Origin of the sequence: Kitasatospora sp. NPDC059408 (genome assembly GCF_042751525.1) — a bacterium.
Lineage (GTDB): Bacteria > Actinomycetota > Actinomycetes > Streptomycetales > Streptomycetaceae > Kitasatospora.
The window spans coordinates 1-22,101 of the sequence record NZ_JBHYWI010000082.1 but is presented as its reverse complement, the minus strand read 5'-3'; the positions used below and the strand labels follow the sequence as shown (position 1 = coordinate 22,101).

Sequence of the window (22,101 nt, the reverse complement as noted above, 5' to 3'; positions counted from 1 at the left end):
CACGCCGGGTTTCCGGCGTGAACACTCCGGCCCGTCCGGCAACGGCACCCGCGTGGGAGACTGCCGGGCGTGACGAGTACGAACGGGGCTCCGGGGGAGCGGCTCATCCGGACGCTGATCGCGGACGATCAGGAGGCGGTCCGGCGCGGGGTGCGGCGGATCCTGGAGGCGCAGCCGGACATCGAGGTCGTGGGGGAGGCGGCGGACGGGGTCGCGGCCGTCGAGCTGGCCGCGCGGCTGCGGCCGGACGTGGCGCTGGTGGACGTCCGGATGCCGCGCATGGACGGGCTGGAGGTGACCCGGCGGCTCGCGGGGTCCGTGCACGTCGTGGTGCTGACCACCTTCGACCTGGACGAATACGTGTACCCGGCGCTGCAGTTCGGCGCGTCGGGGTTCCTGCTGAAGCGCTCGGGGCCGGCGCTGCTCGCGGAGGCGGTGCGGGCGGCGGCCGGGGGCGAGAGCCTGATCAGTCCGTCGGTCACCGTGCGGCTGCTCAGGCACGTGACGGCGCCGCGCCGGGGCGCCGGCCGTCCGGCACCGGTGGTGGCGCTGACGGAGCGCGAGGTGGAGATCGCCGGGCAGGTCGCGGCGGGGCGGACGAACGCGGACATCGCCGCGGAGCTGTTCATCTCGGCCGGGACGGTGAAGACGCACGTGGCCAGCATCCAGCGGAAGCTGGGGGTGCGGAACCGGGTGGGCATCGCGGTGCACGCCTGGGAGATGGGGTTCGCTGTGCCCGGCCGGCAGGAGTGAGCCAGCAGGGGCGAGTCAGCAGGGGTGAAGTCGGCAGGGGTGAGTCAGCAGGGGTGAGCCGGCAGGGCTGAACTCGGCAGGTGTGAGTCGTCAGCGGTGAAGTCGGCAGAGGGCGTGAAAGAGCGGTCCACGGAGCCGAGGGGCTGCTCCGTGGACGCGCGGAACCTGCGAGGCGGAGGGGCCTCCGGACATCGCGTCCTCCGGCCGTGGGTTGTTCGATCGTCGACCGAGGTAGTTCACAGCGGCAGACCCTGATCCGTCTCGATCTGTCGCCACTGCCTCCTGCGGTCGAACTTCCTCGTCTACCTCGCAGGTCCATCTCTCATCATGCGCTTCCCCGGCGCCGTGCACCAGGGTTTTTCCGCCCGAATTGGGACGATTTTCGCGGCGGGTGACCGCTACGACACGGGCCAGCCGTCCACCGTGGTGATCGTCCGCCGGTACGGCCCGTCGGGCCCGGTGCTGCGGTAGTCCTCGGTGCTGCCTCCGGTGCGGACGGTGCGGTCGCCGTCGTGGCGGTGGGCGGTCGGACGCAGCGCGTGGTCGACGGTGGCGACCGAGGTGACGTGGCCGCCGGTGGCCGCGGTGGCGACGCGGTGGTAGTCGAGGTCCATCGAGGTCACCTGGTCGGTGTTGCCGGCCGCGTCGCGGGTGAGGCGGTAGGTGACGTCGAGCGGTTCGGACTCGTGGACGGTGGTGGTTCGGTGCGGGCCGCCGCCCCAGGTGGCGGTGGAGCGGGTGAGGTCGGTGCCGTTGTGCAGGGTCACGTCGTTGCCGCCGTCGCGCAGTTGCTGGGTCGAGCCGAAGGAGAGGTCGTCGCGGACCTCGGTGGTGACGCGCCCGTGCGAGGTCTGCACCCAGCCGCGCGCGAGGTCGTGGCGCCCGGCGCCGACCGTCCAGTCGCCGCTGCCGCCGCCGTGGTCGGCGAGGGCGGTGGTGACGGCGGCCTCGGGGGCGACGCGGTAGTCGGTGAGCTGTCCGGTGGTGCGGTCGGTGCCGTGGTCGGTGTCGGCGAAGAGGTTGACCTGGCCGGTCCAGGCGTCGTTGCTCTGCGCCTCGGCGGCGTTGACGGTGATCCCGACGCCGTGCGGGCGGCCGTCGAGGAGCAGGCCGACGTACGGGGTGAGGTCGAGCCGGTAGGCGGGCAGGTCGAAGGCGAAGATGCTCGGGACGGGCCGCCACAGCAGCGGGTCCCAGCCGCCGGTGTAGATCACCGGGTAGGGCCAGACCGCGCCGGCGACCCGGCCGTCCACGGTGAGCCGCAGTTCGCGGAACGGGCCCTTGCCGCACGCGCCGAGGCCCGGGTTGGCGCTGACGAAGGCGTCGGGCGCGGAGGCGTACGCGAACTCCTCGCAGGCGCCGCCGCCGCGGGTGTAGACCTCGGCGGTGAGGCGTTCGAGGTTCTGCGGGAAGGTGATGTCCCGGGTGGCGGTGGGGGTGGCCTGCGTGAGCGAGAACGGGCCGGTGGTGAGGAGCCGGTCCGCGGTGTGCGGGGCGGGCCAGCGGGTGGACGCGGTGTAGAAGGTGAGGCTCGCCGAGATCGTGTAGACGCCGGTGTAGGTGGCGTCCGTGACGTTGGCGAGGTCGAAGCTGAACGGCTGCGGGCCGCCGGCGAACAGCGGCGCGTAGCGGGTCACGTCGTGCTCGACGTTCCAGCGGATGCCGTCCTTCGACGGTTCCGGGGTGGAGGACAGCAGCACCTGGACGCCGCCGATCCGCACGCTGAAGATCCGGTCGAACTGCCGCCCGGCGACCTGGCCGTGGAGGTCCAGCACGACGGCGGACCACGGCCCGGCGCAGTCGGCGGGCGGGGTGAGGGCGGCGTCGTACGGGGTGTCCGGCGGGTTGCCGTAGCCGTTGCGGAACTCGCGCTCGTGCATGACCTCGACGGTGCACGAGCGGGTGTCGGGCCGGGTGAGCGGCTTCTCGGCGGTGTACGGGTCGTGGTAGCCGGAGCCGAAGTCGGCGTGCGCGGGGCCGGCGGCGGTGACGGCCGCGGTGAGGGTCAGGACGGCGGCGCCGAGTAAGCGGGCGGCGCGGCGGAGCAGGGGGCGGACGGCCAACGGGTGTCCTCGGGGCTCGGGTCGGGCGGCCCACGGCGTGGTGCCCGCGGGCCGGGTGGACGGTCCGCGCATCCTTCCGGCGGTGGCATGTGACCGTCAAGGTGTCCGCGGGGCCGTCAAGGTGCTCCCGGGGCCGTCAAGGCACATTTCGGCGAGGTCGGCTTCAGCGGTCCGCCTCCAGCGCCGCCGCCTCCTGCCGGATCAGGTCGCGCAGCGCCGCGAGCCGGGGCCGGCGGTCGTCGAGGCGCCACTGCATCTCCAGCGGCAGGGTGGCCCGGCCCTCCAGGCGGACGGTGGCGACGTCGCCGGTGAGGTGGCCGGTCATCGAGCCGGGGACGAGCGAGAACGCGCGGTTGCGGGCGAGCAGGTAGAGCCGGGAGCCGACGATCCGCGGCGGGCTGACCAGCACCGGCGGGTCCACGCCGCGGTCGGCGCACAGGCCGAGGACGTGGTCGTAGTAGCGCGGGTGCTGTTCGCGCGGCCACAGCAGCAGGGGCAGGTCGCGCAGTTCGGCGAGCCGGACGGCGTCCCGCCCGGCGAGCGGGTGGTCGCGGCCGAGCGCCACCCGGACCGGCTCGTCGGCGATCCGTTCCAGCCGGTAGCCGGGCACCTCGGCGAGGAAGCGGCCGAGGCCGATGTCGGCGAGTTCGGCGGCCAGGGTGGCGGACACCTGCCCGGTGTCGACGGCGAGTTCGGCCGCCACCAGCGCGGGCAGCTCCTGTTCGGCCCGGCTGATCACGGCCGGTAGGAGCCGGTTGACCACGCTCGGCGAGGCGACGATCCGGGCGGTGCCCAGCCGGGACTCCTCGTGCAGCCGCACCCGGGCCAGCAGCGCCCCGGCCTGTTCGAGCAGCCGGGCGCTCTCGGCGGCCATCACCTCGCCGGCCTCGGTCAGGCGGACCGACCGGCGGCTGCGGTCGAACAGCTCGACGCCGACCGTCCGCTCCAGCCGGGCGACCTCCTGGCTGACCGTCGGCTGCGAGACGTGCAGCCGCTCGGCGGCCCGGCCGAAGTGCAGCGTGTCGGCGACGACGAGGAAGACCTCCAGCTGACGCAAGGTGAAACCCATGGTCCGAAGCCTAGGTCAAACCCATAGTTCAAAGCCTATGGGAAGGGGCAGTACTCATTCTGGATCCCGATCCGAGCCGTCCGTACGCTGATCATCACCTTGCCCCGCCGCAGTGGCATGTCACAGAGAGCGTCCACCATGACCGGACTCACCACGCCCACCCCCGAGGCCACCCCCAGCCCCGAGGCCATCCGGGTCTCCGACGAGGTCGCCCGGGCGGTCGCCGAGGGCACGCCCGTCGTCGCCCTCGAATCGACCATCTTCACCCACGGCCTGCCGCGCCCCCGCAACCTCGCCGTGGCGCTGGAGGCCGAGGAACGGCTGCGCGAGGCGGGCGTCGTCCCGGCGACGATCGGCGTCCACGCGGGCGTGCCGACGGTGGGCCTGAGCACCGAGCAGATCACCGAACTGTCCGCCACCGACGGCATCGACAAGGTCAGCCTGCGCGACCTCCCGGTGGTCGCGGCGTTCGGCCGGCACGGCGGCACCACCGTCGCCGCCACCGCCTTCCTCGCCCACCGCGCGGGCGTCCGGGTGTTCTCCACCGGCGGCCTCGGCGGCGTGCACTTCGGCGCCTCCGAGAGCTTCGACGAGTCGGCCGACATGACCACGCTGGCCGCCACCCCGGTCACCGTCATCAGCGCCGGCGTGAAGTCGATCCTCGACATCCGGGCCACCCTGGAGCGCTTCGAGACCTTCAACATCCCGGTCATCGGCTACCGCACCACCAAGTACCCCGGCTTCTACGTCACCGACTCCGGCCACGAGATCGCCTTCCGCGTCGACTCGCCCGAGGAAGCCGCCCGCGTCATCGACGCGCGCGACGGCCTCGGCCTCCCGCAGGCCGTCCTGATCGCCAACCCGGTCGACCCCGCCGAGCAGCTCCCGCCGGAGGAGCTCGACGGCATCCTCGCCCGCGCCTGGGCCGAGGCCGACCGCCGGGGCGTCACCGGCAACGCGTCCACGCCGTTCCTGCTCGACTTCATCCAGCGCGACACGCAGGGCCGCAGCCTGGAGGTCAACGTCGAGGTCTACCGCGGCAACGTCCGCCTCGGCGGCGAGATCGCGACCGCGCTCGCCGCCGCGCGAAAGGCCTGAGCCGTGCTGGGGGTGCTCGGCGACCTCGTCGAGGACGTCGTCGTGTGGGTCGACGGCCCGCTGCGCCACGGCACCGACTCCGCCGCGCGGGTGTTCCGCCGGCGCGGCGGCAGCGCCGCCAACGTCGCGTGCTTCGCGGCCGGGCAGGTCCCGGCCCGCTTCATCGGCTGCGTCGGGGACGACCCGGTCGGCGACGGCGTCGTCGCCGAACTGACCGGCCACGGCGTGGACGTGCGCGTCGAGCGGCGCGGCCGGACCGGCAGCGTCGTGGTGCTCATCGACCGCGACGGCGAGCGCACCATGCTGCCCGACCGGGGCGCCGCCACGCTGCTGGACCGCGTGCCGGACGCGTGGCTGGCCGGCCTGAGCCACCTGCACGTGCCCGCCTACTCCTTCGACGGCGAGCCCGTCGGCCGCAGCGCCGTCGACGCGCTCGCCCGGGTGCGGCAGGCGGGCGGCACCACCTCGGTGGACGCCTCGTCGACGGGCATGCTGGAACAGTTCGGACGGGAGCGGTTCCTCGGCCTGCTGGCCGAGTTGGCGCCGACCTTCGTGTTCGCCAACCGCTCCGAGTCCGCCTACCTCGGACTGCTGGCCGACGGGACGCCCGGGCCGGAACGGGCCCGTCTCGCCGCCACCACGGTCGTCACCAAGGCGGGCGCCGACGCGACCACCGTCGACGTGCCGGGCGAGCCGCCGTTCACGGTGGCGGTGCCGCCGGTGGCCGACGTGCGCGACCTGACCGGCGCGGGGGACGCGTTCGCGGCGGGGTTCCTCGCCGGCTTCCTGGACACCGGCGACCTCCACCTGGCCGCCGGGCTCGGACACCGCAGCGCGGCGCGCGTGCTCGCCTCGCCGGGGGCGTCGTTCGGCTGACCTCCCCGGGCGGTCCTGGTGCGGCGGGGCCGCCCGGCGGTTCTCAGCGCAGCGCGTCCTTGCGGAGGAAGCGCTTCAGCCGTTGCCACGTCCAGGTGTTGACGACGTCCTCGGCGGTGAGCCACGCGCGCTGCGCCGTGCCGATGCCGAACCGCGGGTAGGCCAGGTGCGGCGTCGCGTGCGCGTCGCTGTCGATGCTGAAGCGCACGCCGTGCTTCTTCGCCCGCAGCACGTCCTCGTCGCGCAGGTCCAGGCGCTGCGGGGAGCTGTTGATCTCGATCGCCGTCCCGGTGCGCGCGGCGGCCTCGAACACCGCGTCCAGGTCGACGTCGATCGGGCCGCGCCGCCCGATCCTGCGGGTGGTGAGGTGGCCGATGACGTGCACGTACGGGTTCTCGCAGGCGCGGACCAGGCGGCGGGTCTGGGCGGCGCGGTCGAGGCCGAAGTGCGAGTGCACCGAGGCCACGCACACGTCGAAGCCGGCCAGGAACTCGGGCGGCCAGTCGACGCCGCCGTCCGGGCCGATGTTCAGCTCGGTGCCGTGCAGGAGGCGCAACTTCTTGTGGCGGCCCGCCAGTCGGCGCAGCTGCTCGCGCTGGGCGAGCATCTTCTCGTCGGTCATCCGCTGCATGACGAGGTCGGGCGCGTGGTCGGTGACGGCGTAGTAGGCGTAGCCGCGGGCGGCGGCGGTGTCGATCATCTCCTCCAGCGTGGCCAGCCCGTCGGTCAGGTCGGTGTGCGTGTGGAGGTCGCCGCGCAGGTCCGACTCCTGGACCAGGTCCGGGAGTTCGCCGCGCAGTGCCGCCTCGACCTCGCCCCGGTCCTCGCGCAGCGGCGGCGCGATCCAGGGCAGGCCGAGCGCCGCGTACACCTCGTCCTCCGTCGCGGACACGACCTTGGCGCCCTCGGCCGCTCTCCCCTTGGTCCTGCCGTCGGCCTTGCCCTCCGCTTCGCCGCCCACCTCGAAGAGGCCGTACTCGGACAGCTTCAGGCCGGCCCGGACGGCCATCGTGCGCAGCTTGATGTTGTGCGCCTTCGACCCGGTGAAGTAGACGAGCGCCGCACCCCAGTCCTCCTCGGGCACCACCCTCAGGTCCACCTGGACACCGCCGGTGGTGAGCACCGAGGTCTTGGTCGGCCCGCTCGCTATCACCTCGGCCACGTAGGGGAGTTCGGTGAGCGCGGCCATCAGCGGGGCGGAGTCCTCGGCGGTCGCGAGGACGTCGATGTCGCCGACCGTCTCGCGCATCCGGCGCAGCGAACCCGCGTACGCGCAGCGGGTGCAGCCGGGCACGGCGGAGATCGCGGCCACGAGCTGCTCGGCGAGCTCGGTCGCGGCGTCCAGCAGGGTGCGCCCGCCGGACTGCCGCATCAACTCGATGCCGTGCAGGATCTTCTCGCCGCTGCGCTCGCCGAAACCGGCCACGCCGCCGAGCCGGTCGCCGCGGATCGCCTCGGCCAGCTCGTCGACGGACGCGATCCCGAGGTCGCGGTAGAGGGCGAGGGCGCGCTTCGGGCCGACGCTGGGGACGGCCATCATCTCCCGCACACCGGACGGGATTTCGGCGCGCAACTGCTCCAAGGCGCCGATCCGACCGGTGGAGAGGTACTCGGCGACCTTCTCCGCGGTGGACTTGCCGACGCCGGGGATCTGCTGGAGGCCCTTGGCGTCCAGTCCGGCGACGTCCTCCGGGTGACCGCCCACCGCGCGTGCGGCCTTCTCGTAGGCGCGGGCCCGGAACGCGTCCCCGCCGGTGATGTTGATCAGGTCGGCGTACTCCTGGAGCAGCTCCCGCACCTGGTCGTTGAGCCGGGGCATGGGGCCAGTTTAGGGTGGGGGGTCGACGGCCCGCCTGTGCTGGATTCCGGTCTCGCTCCCGGTGCGCTCGCTGCCGTGTTCTGCTCTGGTTCTCCGGTCGGTACCTGCCTCGTTCTCGGCCGATTCTCCTGTCGGCACCTGCCTCGTCCTCGGCTGGCTCTCCTGTCGGCGCCTGTCCCGTTCTCGGCCGGTTTGCCCGTTCCCCGCCGGTCGGGGGGTGCGCGACCGGCCGCTCGGCGGGGGAATGCGCCCGTTTCGCGCCCCCTGGCCCGATTGTCACCCGGGCGGAGGGGGCGCAGGCTGGGCGGGAGGGCCTGGGAAGCGGCCCGCTCCGGCCGGCCGCGGTGCTGACGACGGCCGCCGGTGATGTGCGAGGGGCAGGGCGATGACACGCGGGAAGCTCTGGGGCTACGTCGCGTCGGGGGCGCGGGTGCTCGGTGCCTTCGGCGGTTCCGACGGCCACGGGCGGCCGGGCGGGTTCGGGTGGTCCGGGGCGTTCGGCGGGTTCGGGCGGCCGGGACCGTTCGGGCGGCCGGGCGGATTCGGGCGGTCGGGCGGCGCCCGGAGCGTGGGCACGGGTGGCCGGGACGGTGCCGCCGGAACGTTCCACCCGGGGGTGATGGCCGGGCCGCGGACGCTCTCGCGGCCGGAGCTGGTGCGCCTGGGCTGGACGGACCGGAAGACCGGGTGTGAGCCGCAGGCGCGGCACGTCCAGGTCGCCGAGGTGGTGCGCCGGGTGGTCCGCGGCGGCGGGCGGTCGGCGGCGGTGACGGTCCGTGTCGCGCCCGGGCTGCCGGTGGTGGCCGGGGACGCCCGGCGGCTGGAGGCGGCGCTCGGCGGGCTGGTCGACCACGCGGTCCGGCGCAGCCCGGTCGGCGAACGGGTGCTGGTGCGGGCGGAGGCGGTGGCCGCGCCGGCGCTGCCGGGGCTGGGGGCGTTGGGCTCGGGCCTCGGGCCGGGCACCGGGGGCGGCCCCGGCGGGTTCGGGCGGACGCGCGGGCGGGTGGAGATCCGGGTCGCGGACCGCGGCGCGTGCGAGCTCCCGGAGGCGCGGGAGTGGCTGCTCGCGGGCGCGCGGCCGGACGGGCCGGTCGGGCCCGCGCTGCACGGCCTGGTGCTGTCGTCCGGCGGGCGGGTCGCGGTGGAGGCGACGCCCGGGGGCGGGCTGACGGTGGTCCTGATCCTGGCGGTCGCCCACGAGTGACGCGTCCGGTGGAGTTCGGTGACGCGCGGGGTGGAGTCCGGTCCGGTCCGCGGCGCCTCGCGTGGATCGCAAAGAATTCTTCGCAAAAAATCCTTTGCAAAGAATTCTTTGCGGTCCTACGCTCATGCCATGACCGATGACCGTGGCTGGATGCACAGTGACGACCCGCACGCCGTACTCACCGCCAAGGGCATGCGCGCGATGGCCCACCCCGTGCGCATGCAACTGGTCGGGCTGCTGCGCAAGCAGGGCCCGTCCACGGCGACGAGGCTCGCCGAGCAGCTGGGGCTGAACTCGGGGGCCACGAGCTATCACCTCCGCCAGCTCGCCGCCGCGGGCTTCGTCGAGGAGGATCCCGGGCGCGGCAACGCGCGCGAGCGGTGGTGGCGGTCGGTGCACACGCTCACGGTCTGGACGGGGGAGGACCAGGCGGACGAGGAGCCGGAGACGGTCGTCGGGTACCTGCGGTCCGTCCTCGCCGCGCACACGTTGACCGGGCAGCGCGCGCTCAACGCCTTCGAGACGATGCCGCGCGAGTGGCGCAAGGCGGTCGACCTGAGCGACCTGGTGCTCCGCCTCACGCCGGAGGAGGCCGGGCAACTGGCCGACGAACTGGCCGCCGTGGTCGCGCGCTACCGGCGGCTGGACGCCGAGGGCCCGGTGCCCGGGGGCGCCGAGCCGGTGGCCGTCGTCGTCCACGTGCTGCCCGAGCCGAAGGCCACGGCGGACACCGATCAGGTGGACGGCCAGGAGGACGACCAGGAGGGGGAGCAAGGATGACCACCGCTGCCGCCGGCCCCGCGCGGAGCCTCCGGCCGCTGGTCGGGGTGCTGGCCTCCTCGGCCGTCTCGCTGACGGGCACCCGGGTCTCGGCCGTCGCGCTGCCCTGGTTCGTCCTCGCGACGACCGGCAGCGCCACCATGACGGGTCTGGTCGCCTTCGCCGAGATGACGCCGTACGTGCTGGTCAAGGCGTTGACCGGGCCCCTGGTCGACCGTCTCGGCCCGCGCGTCGTCTCCTGGACGACGGATGCCGTGAGTGCCGTCGCGGCCGGACTGGTGCCGCTGCTGCACGCGCTGGGGCTGCTGCCGTTCGGGCTGCTGCTCGGCATGGTCGCGGTGATCGGCGCGATGCGCGGCCCGGGGGACCTCGCCAAGTCCGTCATGGTGCCGGAGGCGGCGGACCGCGCGCGGGTGCCGCTGGAGCGCGCCACCGGGCTCTCCGGCGTCACCGAGCGGCTTGCCTCCACGCTCGGCCCGGCGGTCGGCGGCGGGCTCGTCGCGATGGCGGGCCCGATGGCCGGCCTGGTGGTCAACGCGGCGGCGTTCGCACTGGGTTCGCTGATCATCGCCCTCGCGCTGCCGCGCGGGATGGGGCGGACGGCGGCCCCGGCCGCCGGGGCCGGTGCGGCCGGACCGGGTGCGGTCGAACCGGGCACGGCCGGACCGGGCGGCGGCGGGTACTGGCGGATGTTCCGCGAGGGCTTCGCCTTCCTGCGTGCCGAACCGCTGCTGCTCACCGTGATCGTGACGATCGGCATCACCAACCTGCTGGACGCCGGCTTCGCGACCGTGTTGGTCCCGGTCTGGGCGCAGGACTCCGGCCACGGCCCGGCGGCGATCGGCCTCACCGGCAGTGCCATGGGGATCGCGGCGGTGGCCGGCAGCCTGATCGCGGCGGGCGTCGCCCACCGGCTGCCGCGCCGCGCCGTCTTCTTCGCCGGCTTCCTGCTCGCCGGGGCACCGCGCTTCCTCGTGCTCGCGTCCGGCGCCCCGCTGTGGACGGTGGTGGCGGTGTTCGCGGTGGCGGGTTTCGGCTCGGGCTTCCTGAACCCGATCCTCGGCGCGGTGCTCTTCGAGCGGGTGCCCCGCCCGCTCCTGGGCCGCGTCCACGCCCTCGGCGACTCCCTCGCCTGGGCCGGGATCCCCCTCGGCGGCCTCCTTGCCGGCGCGGCGGTGGCGCTGGTCGGGCTGATACCCGTGCTGGTCGCGTCCGGGGTCCTGTACTTCGTGACCACGGGCGCGGCCGGCCTCCGCCGGGAGTGGCGCGAGATGGACCGCCTGCGCGGCCGCGCCCCGGCGGTGGCGGATGAACCCGACCGGGCAGCGGAGCCCGTGCGGGGGTAGGCGGAGCCGTGCGGCAGGGGGAGGCGTCGGTGAGGGGCTGGGGGCTGTCGGTGGGGCGGCGCAGTGTGCGGCTCGTACGAATCGGAAGGGGGTGCGGCCATGGCTGGCAGAGCGCTTGGCCAACTGAGGCAACTGCTGGGCGAGCCCGCGACGTGGGGGTCGGCGCAGCCTGAACTCTGGGCGGCCTCGGAAGCCTGGCTCGGGTTCCGACTACCGACGGACTACAAGGCCTTCCTGGACCTCTACGGCTCGGGCACGGTCGACGAGTACCTGCAGTTGGAGCGGCCGATGGAGGGGAGCGCAGAGGAGGCCGAGCGGCTCTGGAAGCACGGGTGGCCGCGAGGGCCGGAGGACCACGAGCGCTTTCCGTGGCCGTTCCATCCCGAGGCGGGCGGGCTCGTCCTGTGGGGGGCCGACGAACAGGCCAACACGTATTGGTTCCTCGCCGAGGAACCGGATCCGGACGACTGGCGGATCATCGTGTGGAGTGAGTGCGGCGAGTGGTTCGAGACCGCGGGGACGTTCACCGAGTTCCTGGTGCGGTGCTTCGACCGGGTGGACCGGCCGCCGTTCCTCGCGCACGACTGGCCCCGGAAGGACGCCCGCTACCACCCGGCGTCGGCGCGTACGGAGGGCGGCCCGCCCAGTGCACGAGTAGCACGCTGACCAGCGCCGCGAGGGCGCACCACGTGGAGAGGAAGGCGATCCGCCAGAGCAGGGCGCAGAGGCCGGCGGCCAGGCCGGTCAGGAATCCGAGGCGGCGCAGGTCGCGGTCGCCGCTGATGAGGAGGGAACCGATGGTGGTGAGGAGGTAGCCGGCCAGGAGGACGGCCGGGTGCGGCACGCCGATGCCGTACGTCAGGGTGTGGCCGTGCTCGGTGGCCACGACCGGGTGGGCGGCGACGGCGATGGCGAGCGGGACGGTGACGACCGTGCCGAGCAGGGTGAGGCCCGACAGCACGCGACGGGGGTCCGGTCCGGCCGGGTGGCCCGGTTCGGTGCTCGCGCACCACACGGCGGCCGGGACGTACACGGGCAGGAGCGGCAGGGCGATCGCCGCCCAGGCGGTGCGCGCCCAGCCGGCGAGGGCGGCGGGCAGATCGCCGTCCGTGCCGAGCCAGACGACCGCCTCGATCAGCTGGTGGGCGCCCAGCACGAGCGGGAGCGCGGCGAGCGGCAGCCGCTGCGGGCGGCCGGAACGGCGGGCGCGGACCAGGCACGCGACTCCGAGGCCCACGACGACCCCACCGGCCACCGCGTCCGCCTGCGCGCTCCAGCACATCCGGCCGCCTAACCTTTCGCCGGGCCGTCGGGTGGGTCGTCGCGTGGGTCGTCAACAGGGCCGTCCGCCGGGCCGTCGTCCGTCCGGTTGTCCGCTGGGCCGTTCACGTTGCGGCCGGTCGGGCCGACCGTCCGGCTGTCGGGGGTGCTGCTCGCGCCGCCGTCCGTCCGGATGCTCGCGTCGCCGTCCGTCCTGCCGTCGGGGGCGCCGCTCTCCGGGGCGCCGTCGTCGGGGCGGTCGTCCGGGGGCGCGCCGATGCTCTCCAGGGTGTCGCGGACGGTGCCGGGCATCGCCGGGTGGCGGCCGATCACGATCACGCCGACCACGATCGCGACCAGCCCCAGGGACTCCCAGGCGAGCGCGCCCGGGGTCACCCGTAGCCGGTCGCCGAGGAAGCCGACCGCGCAGGCGATCCCGGCGATCGGCTGGGCGGCGGTGAGCGCGGGCAGGGACATCCGCAGCGGCGCGGCCTCGAAGGCGCTCTGCACGAGCAGCAGCCCGATGACGCCCGCCACGATCACGGCGTACGGCTGCCAGGTGCGCAGCACGGCGGAGAGCCCGTCGTGGTCGAGCCGTTGGGTGGTGGTGCGGGTCAGTGCGTCCTGCAGTCCGTACAGGAGGCCGGCGGCGAGGGCCAGCAGCGTCGCCTCCTCGAAGAGCGGCAGTTTCCGGGCCGCCGACACCAGCAGCAGGACGAGTCCGACGACGGTGCCGACCACCAGCCAGTGCCGCAGTTCCCCGGCGGGCGCTCCGCCCCCGGAGGGCTGCCCGGCCACGATGAACGCCGTCACCCCGAGTCCCAGCAGCAGGACTCCGGCCCAGCCCGATCGGCCGAGGGTCTGACGGGTCAGCATGCGGGAGAGGGCCATGGCGAACAGGAGGTTGGTCGCGAGCAGCGGTTCGACGAGCGACACCTCGCCCTTGTTGAGCGCGAGCGCGGAGAGGATCAGTCCGCTGACCATGAACCCGGTGCCGAGCAGCCATTCGGGCATCCGCATCAGGTCCAGCAGCAGTCGCCAGTGCAGCATGTCGGCACGTGGGGCCCGCTGCGCGGCGTGCTGCTGGAGGACGAACCCGAGGCCCAGGCAGCAAGCGGCGCTCAGAGCGAGGAGGAAGACCGCCACGGAGTGACCACCCGGTGTGTCGCTGCCCCGACGTCGCCGATCGCCGGTTGCCGGTCGCCGTTCGGCGGATCGCTGCCTGCGCCGCGTCGGCGGTCCTGGGGTCGGGCAGCGGTCGCGGCGCCTTCCGTCAGCGTACCGCCGGGGCGCCGACGGGGCCGTTCGACGGCGGGACGGTCCAGCGCGGGACCGCCCAGCGCGCGACCCTCGAATGCGGGACCGCCCAGCGCAGGGCCGCCCAGCGCAGGCCCAGGCAGCGCAGGGCCGCCGTAGCCGGTCGGACCCGTAGCCGGTCGGACCCGGAGCCGGCCCCCGCGCTTGCCGGGGTGGGCGCGGCGGGCGCACGCTGGTGTGAGCGGCCGCCCGCGGTGCACCGTCCGTGCCGGCCGGGACAGGCGCGACGGGGGCCGGTGCCAGGAGGTGTGGCATGCACAACCAGTGGGACGTGGAGCTGAGCTTCGACGAAGACGGCGTGCACACGACGTGCGAGGCGAGGCTGACCGGCGCGAGGGCCCCGGGCCTCAGCGCGCACGGCGAGTCGGTGAAGAGCGCGGACGACCGTCCGCTCGCCAGGATCGGCGAGGAGGTCGCGGCCTCGCGCGCCCTGGAGGAGCTGTCCCGCAAGCTGCGGGTCCAGGCCACCGGGGAGATCGAGGACGAGGGGCACCGCCCCGGCTACCTGATCTACTGAAGCGATCCACTGCATCGGTGGCTGAACTCGCCCCCGGCGCAGCCGGGTTGGGCCGCCGCAGCGCCCGGGCTGGTGCTGCGGCGGCCCGGGGAGTCACACGCCCGCCGCCTTCCGCCGCGGCGGCGCCGGGACGAACACGACCGCGATCAGCGCCGCCACGGCCAGCAGTACGGCGGTGACGACGAACGCCCGGTCGTAGCCCGCCGCGAGCGCTGCCGGAGCGGAGTCACCGGCCGCCGCGGCGTGCCGCGTCGCCGCGACCGCGAGGGTGGAGAGCACGGCGAGGCCGATGCTTCCGCCGCACTGGCGCCCGGCGTTCAGCAGCCCGCTGACCAGCCCGGCCTCGCGCGGGTCGACGCCGGACGTGCCCATCGCCGTGTTGGCCACCATGCAGATCCCGACGCCGGCGCCGGCGACCACGGACGGCCCGACGAACGCCGTCAGATAGCCGGACGAGACCCCGAGCCCGCTGAACCACAGCATCCCGAGCCCGGCCAGCACCAGCCCGCCGGTGAGCGTCGCCCGCCCGCCGAAGCGGGCGCCCAGGCGGCCGGCCGTCATGCTGCCCGCCATCGTCCCGGCGCAGAACGGCAGGAAGGCGGCGCCCGCGGCGAGTGGCCCGTAGTGCAGCACGTTCTGCAGGTGCAGCGAGCAGAAGTAGAAGCCGACCAGCATCGCCGCGCCGACCAGGGTGACGATCAGGCTCGCGACCCACGCCGTCCGCACTCGCAGCACGCCGAGCCGCACGATCGGCGCGGACGCGAACCGGGCCTCCCAGCCGAGGAACGCGAGGCCGAGCAGCACGGCGGTCCCGAGGGTGGCGATGGTCCGGGGCGAGCCCCACGGGTGTCGGTCGGTCGACATCAGCCCGTACACGAGCACGCTCATCGCACCGGTGCCGAGGGCGGCGCCGACCACGTCGAGTCGTCCCGCGCGCGGCGGCCGGGCGGTGGCGACGGAGCGCGACGCGAGGGCGGCGGCCACCAGGACGAGCGGGGCGTTCACGAAGAACACCCAGCGCCAGTCGAGCAGATCGGTCAGCACGCCGCCGAGCAGCACGCCGAGCGCGCTGCCGCCCGCCGTCACCATCGACCAGACGCCGAGCGCCCGGGCCCGGGCGGCGCCCTCGGTGAAGGTGACCATGATCAGGGTCAGGCCGATCGGGGCGAGGACGGCGCTCGCGACGCCCTGTCCGGCACGCGCGGCGATCAACTGCGCGGGCGTCTGCGCGAAGCCGCCGAGCACGGACGCCACGCCGAACAGGACCAGTCCCGCGAGCAGCGCCCGGCGGTGCCCGGCCAGGTCGGCGACCCGGCCGCCGAGCAGGAGCAGCCCGCCGAACGCGAGCGCGTAGGCGTTGACCACCCACGGCAGCGCGCTGTCGGCGAAGCCGAGGGAGCCCCCCATGGCGGGCAGTGCGATGTTCACGATGCTGGCGTCGAGCGTGACCATCAGCTGGCACAGGCACGCGGTGGCGAGGACGAGGGACTTGCGCGGGCCGCCGGGCCCGGGCGGCGCGGCGGTGGTCGTGGTCAACGGTGTGGAGAGGACTGATTCGGGCACGGCGACCTCCGAATGCGAACGTTGTTCGCGTAAGGTAAGCCTTACTTGCATGGGTCGGCAAGCGCGCAGGTGGGAAGCCCAGTCCAGCGTGGCAGGATGACGGGATGCCAGGACGGGAGAGGCCAGAGCGGGAAGTGCCTGAGCGGGCGACGCTTGAACGGAACGTGCCCGAGCGGGTGAGGTCGGACCGGGAGGCGCCTGAGCGGGGGGCGTCACCGGACGGAGCACCGGCCGCCGAGCGAGGCCGGTACGGCCCACGGCGGCCCCGGCCGGGCCTCACCACCGCCGCCGTGGTCGCCGCCGGGCGCCGCGTGATCGAGCGGGACGGCATCGACGCCCTCACCATGCGCGCGGTCGCGGCCGAACTCGGCACCGCCGCCGCCTCGTTGTACCGGCACGTGGCCGACCGCGACACCTTGCTGCTCGCCGTGCTGGAGGAGATCGCCGCCGGCCTCCCGGTGGACGTCCCCGGCGCGGAACCGACCGCCCGCCTGCTCCGCCGCCTGCTCGGCGCGCACGACTACATGGCCGGCCACGCCTGGGTGCTGCACGTCCTCATCCGCGGTGAACTCGTCGCCGAGAACGCCCTGTCGTTCAACGACGCCTGCCTCGCCGACCTGCTGGCCGCCGGGCTCCCGCCGGCCCGCGCGGCCTCCGCGTTCCGCTCCTGCTGGCAGCTGGTGCTCGGCGAACTCCTCTCCGAACACCCCGTCAGCCCGGCCCGCCGGCCCAATCAGCGCGCCGCCGCCTTCGCCGCCGCGGATCCGCAGGCGCTCCCCGCCCTCACCCGCGTCCACGCCCAGGTCCCCGACCGGGGCCCGGGCACTCGCTGCGCCGACCTCCAGGACGCCCTCGCCGCCCTGATCACCGGCCTGACCGCGGATTCGAAGGGCGCCCGGTGACCCACGAGCCCCTCGCCCCCGACCTGCGCGACGCGTGGGCGCACGGCCTCGCCGCCAATCCGGCCCTGCCCGACGCCTTGTGGCCCGCCCTCCTCGACGCGTATCCCGCCCTCCTGTGGAGCCCCCGCCCGCCCGTGGCCGTGGCGGCCGCGCTCGCCCACCCCGAGTGGAAGGTCCGGGCCCGCGCGGCCGAGTCCCAGCCGGGCATCACCGCCGACCAGTGGGTACGGCTGATCCTGGACGAGCCGGATGCCCGGCGCCGCTGGACCCTCACCGTCATGGCGGCCGACCGGGCCGCCGAACTGCCCGTCGACGTACTGCGGCAGCTCGCGACCGACCCGTCCGCCCGGGTCCGCGCCGAGGCGGCCCGCCTTCCCGGGCTGCCCGTCGCGCTCGCCGTCCGGCTCGCCGGTGACGCGGACCCGGCCGTCCGCGCCGAGGCCTGCCCGGCGGCCTGGCCGCACCTGGGCGAGGAGGCCCGGCACTCACTGCTCGCCGACCCGGCCGACCGGGTCCGTGAGGTCGCACTGCTTCTGCACCACGCCGATCACCCGATGCCCCGCGACGTGCTCGCGCTCTTCGGGAGCCGCGACGTCGTACTCGCGACCTGCCGCCTCGAACCGGACCTGGCACGGGAGTCGGCCCGGACCTTTCCGGCCCGCGAGCGGGGGGCACTCGCCCGCAACCCGCACCTGCCCGCGGACGTCGTCGACCTGCTGGCCGAGGACGAGGACGAGGACGTGCGCTTCACGGTGTCCGTCCGGCCCGATCTGACCGAGGAGCGTCGCGCCGCCGTCCGCGTCGACCTTGAGGAGCACGAATACCATCATGCGCTCCCCTGGGTGCTGGCCCGGCAGGCCGACCCGGACGCGATGCGCGAACTGGCCGCCTCCGCCCACCCCACGATCCGCCGTAGCGTCGCCCGCGCCCGCCGGCTCCCGCCCGACGTCGTGACCCGGCTCGCCGCGGACGAGGACCGCGTCGTCCACCTCTTCCTCGCCGAGTCCTGCGACGACGCCCCCGCCGAACTCCTCCTGGACGTCTGGCGCTGGTGGACCGGCAGCCTCTCCCACCCCGACCGCCCCCACGGCCACCCGAACTTCCCCCGCACGGGCCTCCTGCGCTTCGCCGACGATCCCGACCCCCACATGCGCAGCCTGGCCCTCGACGACGAGGAATCGCCCCCCGCCCTCGTCGAGCGCTTCACCCGCGACCCCAGCCCCGAAGTCCGCCGCAGGGCGGCGACGGACCCGCGCCTGACGGAGGAAGCCGTCCGGCGCCTCCTGGACGACCCCGACGTGGACGTCCGCGCCGCCGTCGCAGCTCACCCCCGAGTCCCCGCCCAGCAGTTGGCGAGCTCGCTGCACGACCCGCGCACGGCCACGGCCGCCGCCCGCAACCCGAGCCTGCCCGCCGACGCGATGGCCGAGATGGTGGACCGGCTGACCCGCGCCGCCTGAGGCTCCCGGCGGCAGCCGGGGCCGGCGCCCGGCGTGGTCCACGAGTTCGTGCGCTACTCGCCCGCGTGATCGAGTATCAGCCCTTGGTCCGCGACAGGAACTCCGTCAGCCGCCGGTTGACCTCCTCCGCCCCGGCTGCCGGCAGGTTGTGGTGGGCCAGGCCCGGGAGGACGGTGACGGTGGCGTCGGGCAGGGCGCGGCGGGTGGCGTCCGCGACGCGGTGGGCGTCGTGGGCGCGGCTGCGTTCGGCGAACAGGGCGAGCGTCGGGGCGGTGAGCGTGCGCAGGCGGTCGGCGTTCGGGCGGGGGCCGGTGACGATGCGGGAGGCGGGGAAGTCGGCGTACCCGAGCGCGTACACCTCGCGGCAGTCGGCGTCGAGGCGGGGCGTGTCGCCGCTCTCCCAGGCGAGGTAGGAGCGGGCGCGGTCGGCGGTGCGGCGGGGGAGGAAGAGCGGCAGGGCGCGCAGCAGGTAGCCGGGGCGGAAGCCGGCGAAGACGTTGTTGGGGTCGAGCAGGGCCATGCGTCCGACCCGTCCCGGCGCGTGGAGCGCGTACTCGGCGGCGGTCCAGGCGCCGTAGGAGTGGCCGCAGAGGTCGGCCTCCTGGACGCCGAGCCCGTCGAGGACGGCGTCCAGCCACGCCATGAGCCCGGGGACGCCGCCGAGCGCGGCGCCGTCGTGGACGCTGCGGCCCGGGTCGCCGATGAGGTCGACGGCGAGGACGCGGTGCCCGGCGGCGGCCAGGGCGGGGGCGATGGCGAACCACATGGCGGACGTGGCGCCGCCGCCGTGGAGCAGGACGAGGGGGCGGCCGTCGCGCGGGCCGCAGGCGTTGACCCGGGTGGTGCCGTGGGCGGTGCGGACGTCGACCGGCTCGACCGGGAGGGGCCAGCGGGCGAGGAGCGCGTCGTACGCGGCGAAGAACGGCGCCGTGCGCGCGGCCGACGCGGACGGTGAGGCAGGTGCGGTCGCAGACATGGCGGGCCTCCGCTGGGATGATGGAATCACTCGCTGCACAAGTATCTCGCTCAGCGAGAGAATACGGCACCTGGGGGTGCCGAGGAAGGAGGCCGGGGTTGTCCGATGTCGAGGAGCCGATGCGGCTGGTCCACCTGTTGCGCGGACTGACCGTCGAACTCGACCTGTTCGGGGCCGAGTTCGCGGCGCGCAACGGGCTGCACCCGACCGATCTGCGGGCGCTGATCCACCTGCTGGACGCGGCCAGGGCCGGGGAGGTGGTCACTCCGGGCCGGCTCGGCGAGGCGCTGCGCCTCAACTCGGCGGGCACCACCGGGCTGGTGGACCGGCTGGAGCGGCTCGGCCTGATCCGGCGCGAACGGGACCCGGGGGACCGGCGCAAGGTGCGGCTGGTGGTCGAAGAGCGTGCGATGGAGCTCGGACAGGGCTTCTTCGGCGGGCTGATCGGCGACCTGGTGGGCGCCATGGGCCGGTTCGACGCGGCGGAGCTGGCGACGGCCCGGCGCTTCCTGCTGGCGATGACGGAGGTGGTGGCGGCGGCCCGCGGGGCGTGAGCCCGGAGCCGCCGGCGGGAGGGCCGGAACCCGGCCGGAACGGGGTGCCGGCCCGGGTCGGCACCCGGCCGGAACCTGGTTCGGAACCAGAGCCGGCACCAGAGTCGGAGCCGGTTTCAGAACCAGGTGTCGCCGTAGTGCGGCCCCGGGTGGCCCTCGCGCAGCAGGCAGATGTCGGCCTCGCGCGGTGGTTCGGGGCCCTCGAAGGGCGCCTCCTCGGGGCAGCGGGCGGCGACCTCGACGGCGTACTCCGGCCAGGACGCCCAGTGCAGGTCGTAGCCGACGCCCTGGACGAGCGCGGAGTGGGAGCCGCCGTGGCCGGCGGTGAGCTCGCAGCGCAGTCGCGGCTCCATCACGAAGGCGGCGCGCGGGACGCGGTTGAAGTGGTCCACGTCGGCCTGCGGGAGCGTGACGACGGCTGGGCAGTGGCGGTGTTCGACGAGGTCCGGGGGGCCGGCGAGGGCTGCGGGTCCGGCGGAGGTGGAGTCCGGTTGGCTCATGGCCGCCAGCATTCCACCGGCGGTCGGCGAGGGGCGGCGGAACCACCGTTCTGTACGCATCAGGCGGGCCAACTGTCGTGTCGTGTACGGGCAGTGGTCACTTGTGCGGGTCGGGTAGTGGAACGGGTGGGGCCAGTGGTGCCGAGGCGTCGCACGAGGCCAGGAGTCACGCGGACCCGAGCGACCAGCTGATCACCGACAGCGTCGCCATCGACACCAGCGTCGACCACAGCACCGCGTCCCGGGCGAGTGCCGTGCCCTGCCCGTACTCGCGGGCGTAGACGTAGACGTTCTGCGCGGTCGGCAGCGCGGAGAAGAGCACGACGGTCAGCAACTGGTGCGGCGGAAGGTGGAGCACGAAGGCGGCGACGGCGTACGCGGCCAGCGGCTGGACGAGCGTCTTGACCAGGACGGTCAGTCCGACCTCGGCGCGACGCGAACCGGCGTCCGCGGGCGGGCGGTTGTGCAGCGAGATGCCGAGGGCGACGAGGGCGGTCGGGACGCCGGCGCCGCCGAGGAGTTCGCAGGAGTGGTTCAGCTCGGCGGGCAGGTGCAGGCCGGTCGCGGAGGCGACGGCGCCGAGCGCGGTCGCCAGCAGGACGGGGTTGCGCAGCGGGAGGGTGAGCAGGGCGCGGAGCCCGGCGCCGCGGCCGTCGAGGACGGCGAGCACGGCTGGGGTGACGAACAGGATCTGGAACAGGACGACCGCCGCGACGAACGAGGCGTCGCCGAGGACCTGCATCGCCACGGGTATGCCGAGGTTGGCCGAGTTGACGTACCCGGCGGCCATGCCGCCGATCGCGAGCTCGCCGGGCTTGCGGTGGAACAGCAACCGCCCGGCGAGCAGTCCGAGGCCGGTCGCGAAGGCGGTGCCGGCGGCGAAGGCGAGCATCGAGGCGTTGGCGAACCGCTCCAGCGGGGTGCGGGCGATCATCAGGAACAGTGCGGCGGGCATCGCCACGTGGAAGACGAAGCGGCTCAGCACCGCCTCCGCCTGCGGGCCGAGCAGTCCGGACCGGCCGACGAGGTAGCCGACCCCGGTCAGGGCCCAGATGGGCGCGAATCCGGAGAGCAGGGGGTGCAGGGCGTGCATGGTTCCTCGGATCGCTCGTCGCCCGGGCCGACGGGGGTCGCCTGCTGCGGCGCGGGCTGCCTGGTTCGGCGTGGGTCGCCTGGTCCGGCGGGGGTCGCCCGCCCGGGGCAGTAAACCAGCCGCGTCAAGCGGCCGATCATGGACCCGGTCGTTCGCGGCCCGGCTCCGTGGAGGCGCGGCCCCGGCCCCGCGATGTCGCGGCCCGGCCCCGGCGGTGTCACGGCCGGCCCCGTGGTGTCGCTGCCCCGGCCACCGCCGGTGTCGCGGGCGGGTCCTACGATGAGCCGATGGACTATCTGAGCCTGGCCGAGGTGGAGACGATCGCACGGCGCGCGCACGAGGGGCAGGTCGACAAGAACGGCCACCCCTACAGCGAGCACATCGCCGCGGTGGCGCGGGGGACGGCGGAGCGCGGCGGCAGCGAGGCGCAGATCGCGGCGGGCTGGCTGCACGACACCGTCGAGGACGACCGGCTGAGCCGCGAGTGGCTGGAGGGCGCCGCGCTGGCGGAGTCCACCAAGGCGATCGTGGACGCGCTGACAAAGCGGCCGGGCGAGCCGGTCGAGGAGTACACCGCCCGGATCCTGGCCACGCCGGGGGCGCTGCTGGTCAAGCGCGCCGACCTGGCCCACAACTCGGACCCGGCGCGGCTCGCGGTGCTGGACGCGGCGACGGCCGAGCGGCTGCGCGCGAAGTACGCGCGGATGCGCGAGCTGCTGGGGCTCACCGGCGAGCTCTGACGGCGGCGCCCGGAGGCCGGCGAGGGTCGCCGCGACGGCCGGCGGGGGCGCGGAAGCCACGGAAGGGCGGAACGCACGGGTGGAAACCACGGAAGGGGCCCGGGCCCCCCGGTGGCGCGGGGTCCGGCCCAGCCCGGTCCCCCCCGTGGCCCCCCTCCGGCCCCCCGGGGGGGGGGGGGGTGGTGGGGGGGGGGGGGGTGCGTCGGGGCTG

Annotated in this window: 19 protein-coding genes and 2 pseudogenes; 12 read left to right on the top strand and 9 right to left on the bottom strand. The window is 75.0% G+C overall.

Going from position 1 to position 22,101, the window contains the following annotated elements:
- Positions 1-69 precede the first annotated feature (69 nt).
- Complete coding sequence (locus tag ACFXDE_RS36150) at positions 70-753, top strand: response regulator (RefSeq protein WP_380498647.1); 684 nt, start codon at positions 70-72, stop codon at positions 751-753.
- A gap of 398 nt (positions 754-1,151) precedes the next feature.
- Here ACFXDE_RS36150 and ACFXDE_RS36145 read toward each other — a convergent pair whose 3' ends face one another.
- Positions 1,152-2,816: a peptide-N4-asparagine amidase gene (locus ACFXDE_RS36145; protein ID WP_380498646.1), complete on the bottom strand. Its 1,665-nt coding sequence runs from the start codon at positions 2,814-2,816 to the stop codon at positions 1,152-1,154.
- Positions 2,817-2,979: 163 nt separating this feature from the next.
- A complete protein-coding gene (locus ACFXDE_RS36140; protein WP_380444916.1) occupies positions 2,980-3,885 on the bottom strand; it encodes a LysR family transcriptional regulator in 906 nt (301 codons plus the stop codon).
- 138 nt (positions 3,886-4,023) lie between these two features.
- Here ACFXDE_RS36140 and ACFXDE_RS36135 point away from each other — a divergent pair, with 138 nt between their 5' ends.
- Both ACFXDE_RS36135 and ACFXDE_RS36130 read left to right on the top strand, forming a co-directional pair.
- Complete coding sequence (locus ACFXDE_RS36135) at positions 4,024-4,983, top strand: pseudouridine-5'-phosphate glycosidase (RefSeq protein ID WP_380498645.1); 960 nt, start codon at positions 4,024-4,026, stop codon at positions 4,981-4,983.
- 3 nt (positions 4,984-4,986) lie between these two features.
- Positions 4,987-5,859: a carbohydrate kinase family protein gene (locus ACFXDE_RS36130; protein WP_380498644.1), complete on the top strand. Its 873-nt coding sequence runs from the start codon at positions 4,987-4,989 to the stop codon at positions 5,857-5,859.
- A gap of 43 nt (positions 5,860-5,902) precedes the next feature.
- Here ACFXDE_RS36130 and polX read toward each other — a convergent pair whose 3' ends face one another.
- A complete protein-coding gene (gene polX / locus ACFXDE_RS36125) occupies positions 5,903-7,678 on the bottom strand; it encodes a DNA polymerase/3'-5' exonuclease PolX (RefSeq protein WP_380498643.1) in 1,776 nt (591 codons plus the stop codon).
- 385 nt (positions 7,679-8,063) lie between these two features.
- Here polX and ACFXDE_RS36120 point away from each other — a divergent pair, with 385 nt between their 5' ends.
- The 4 genes and pseudogenes from ACFXDE_RS36120 to ACFXDE_RS36105 form a co-directional block, all read left to right on the top strand.
- A complete protein-coding gene (locus tag ACFXDE_RS36120; protein ID WP_380498642.1) occupies positions 8,064-8,882 on the top strand; it encodes a hypothetical protein in 819 nt (272 codons plus the stop codon).
- Positions 8,883-9,011: 129 nt separating this feature from the next.
- The gene (locus ACFXDE_RS36115; RefSeq protein ID WP_380498641.1) at positions 9,012-9,662 is read left to right on the top strand and encodes an ArsR/SmtB family transcription factor; all 651 of its coding nucleotides are present in this window, start codon (positions 9,012-9,014) and stop codon (positions 9,660-9,662) included.
- The gene (locus ACFXDE_RS36110) at positions 9,659-11,008 is read left to right on the top strand and encodes an MFS transporter (protein ID WP_380498640.1); all 1,350 of its coding nucleotides are present in this window, start codon (positions 9,659-9,661) and stop codon (positions 11,006-11,008) included. The genes ACFXDE_RS36115 and ACFXDE_RS36110 overlap by 4 nt, the downstream gene beginning before the upstream one ends.
- A gap of 99 nt (positions 11,009-11,107) precedes the next feature.
- Positions 11,108-11,485 (top strand): annotated as a pseudogene (locus tag ACFXDE_RS36105) (hypothetical protein); the annotation flags it as partial.
- 46 nt (positions 11,486-11,531) lie between these two features.
- Here ACFXDE_RS36105 and ACFXDE_RS36100 read toward each other — a convergent pair.
- A complete protein-coding gene (locus tag ACFXDE_RS36100) occupies positions 11,532-12,290 on the bottom strand; it encodes a DUF6629 family protein (RefSeq protein WP_380498639.1) in 759 nt (252 codons plus the stop codon).
- Positions 12,291-12,574: 284 nt separating this feature from the next.
- Positions 12,575-13,414 (bottom strand): annotated as a pseudogene (locus ACFXDE_RS36095) (DMT family transporter); the annotation flags it as partial.
- A 424-nt stretch (positions 13,415-13,838) separates the two neighbouring features.
- Between ACFXDE_RS36095 and ACFXDE_RS36090 the strand changes: the two are divergent.
- On the top strand, positions 13,839-14,102 hold the full coding sequence (locus ACFXDE_RS36090) for a dsRBD fold-containing protein (protein WP_380444924.1): 264 nt from the start codon (positions 13,839-13,841) through the stop codon (positions 14,100-14,102).
- Between the two features lie 93 nt (positions 14,103-14,195).
- On the opposite strand, the gene ACFXDE_RS36085 is transcribed toward ACFXDE_RS36090, so the two are convergent.
- Positions 14,196-15,665 (bottom strand): MFS transporter, encoded by a 1,470-nt coding sequence (locus ACFXDE_RS36085; RefSeq protein WP_380498638.1) that lies wholly within the window; start codon positions 15,663-15,665, stop codon positions 14,196-14,198.
- 290 nt (positions 15,666-15,955) lie between these two features.
- Here ACFXDE_RS36085 and ACFXDE_RS36080 point away from each other — a divergent pair, with 290 nt between their 5' ends.
- Both ACFXDE_RS36080 and ACFXDE_RS36075 read left to right on the top strand, forming a co-directional pair.
- The gene (locus tag ACFXDE_RS36080; RefSeq protein ID WP_380498637.1) at positions 15,956-16,567 is read left to right on the top strand and encodes a TetR/AcrR family transcriptional regulator; all 612 of its coding nucleotides are present in this window, start codon (positions 15,956-15,958) and stop codon (positions 16,565-16,567) included.
- Positions 16,564-18,027: a PE-PGRS family protein gene (locus tag ACFXDE_RS36075; protein ID WP_380498636.1), complete on the top strand. Its 1,464-nt coding sequence runs from the start codon at positions 16,564-16,566 to the stop codon at positions 18,025-18,027. The genes ACFXDE_RS36080 and ACFXDE_RS36075 overlap by 4 nt, the downstream gene beginning before the upstream one ends.
- A gap of 76 nt (positions 18,028-18,103) precedes the next feature.
- On the opposite strand, the gene ACFXDE_RS36070 is transcribed toward ACFXDE_RS36075, so the two are convergent.
- A complete protein-coding gene (locus ACFXDE_RS36070) occupies positions 18,104-19,003 on the bottom strand; it encodes an alpha/beta fold hydrolase (RefSeq protein ID WP_380498635.1) in 900 nt (299 codons plus the stop codon).
- A 119-nt stretch (positions 19,004-19,122) separates the two neighbouring features.
- On the opposite strand from ACFXDE_RS36070, the gene ACFXDE_RS36065 reads away from it, so the two are divergent.
- Entirely contained in the window at positions 19,123-19,557 is a 435-nt protein-coding gene (locus ACFXDE_RS36065) for a MarR family winged helix-turn-helix transcriptional regulator (RefSeq protein ID WP_380444932.1), read from the top strand.
- Between the two features lie 116 nt (positions 19,558-19,673).
- Here the strand turns inward: ACFXDE_RS36065 and ACFXDE_RS36060 are convergent, their stop codons facing one another.
- The gene (locus tag ACFXDE_RS36060; protein WP_380498634.1) at positions 19,674-20,057 is read right to left on the bottom strand and encodes a hypothetical protein; all 384 of its coding nucleotides are present in this window, start codon (positions 20,055-20,057) and stop codon (positions 19,674-19,676) included.
- A 166-nt stretch (positions 20,058-20,223) separates the two neighbouring features.
- Positions 20,224-21,150: an AEC family transporter gene (locus tag ACFXDE_RS36055; protein WP_380498633.1), complete on the bottom strand. Its 927-nt coding sequence runs from the start codon at positions 21,148-21,150 to the stop codon at positions 20,224-20,226.
- 287 nt (positions 21,151-21,437) lie between these two features.
- Between ACFXDE_RS36055 and ACFXDE_RS36050 the strand changes: the two genes are divergently transcribed.
- Positions 21,438-21,890: an HD domain-containing protein gene (locus ACFXDE_RS36050; RefSeq protein WP_380444931.1), complete on the top strand. Its 453-nt coding sequence runs from the start codon at positions 21,438-21,440 to the stop codon at positions 21,888-21,890.
- The last annotated feature ends 211 nt before the right edge of the window (positions 21,891-22,101 follow it).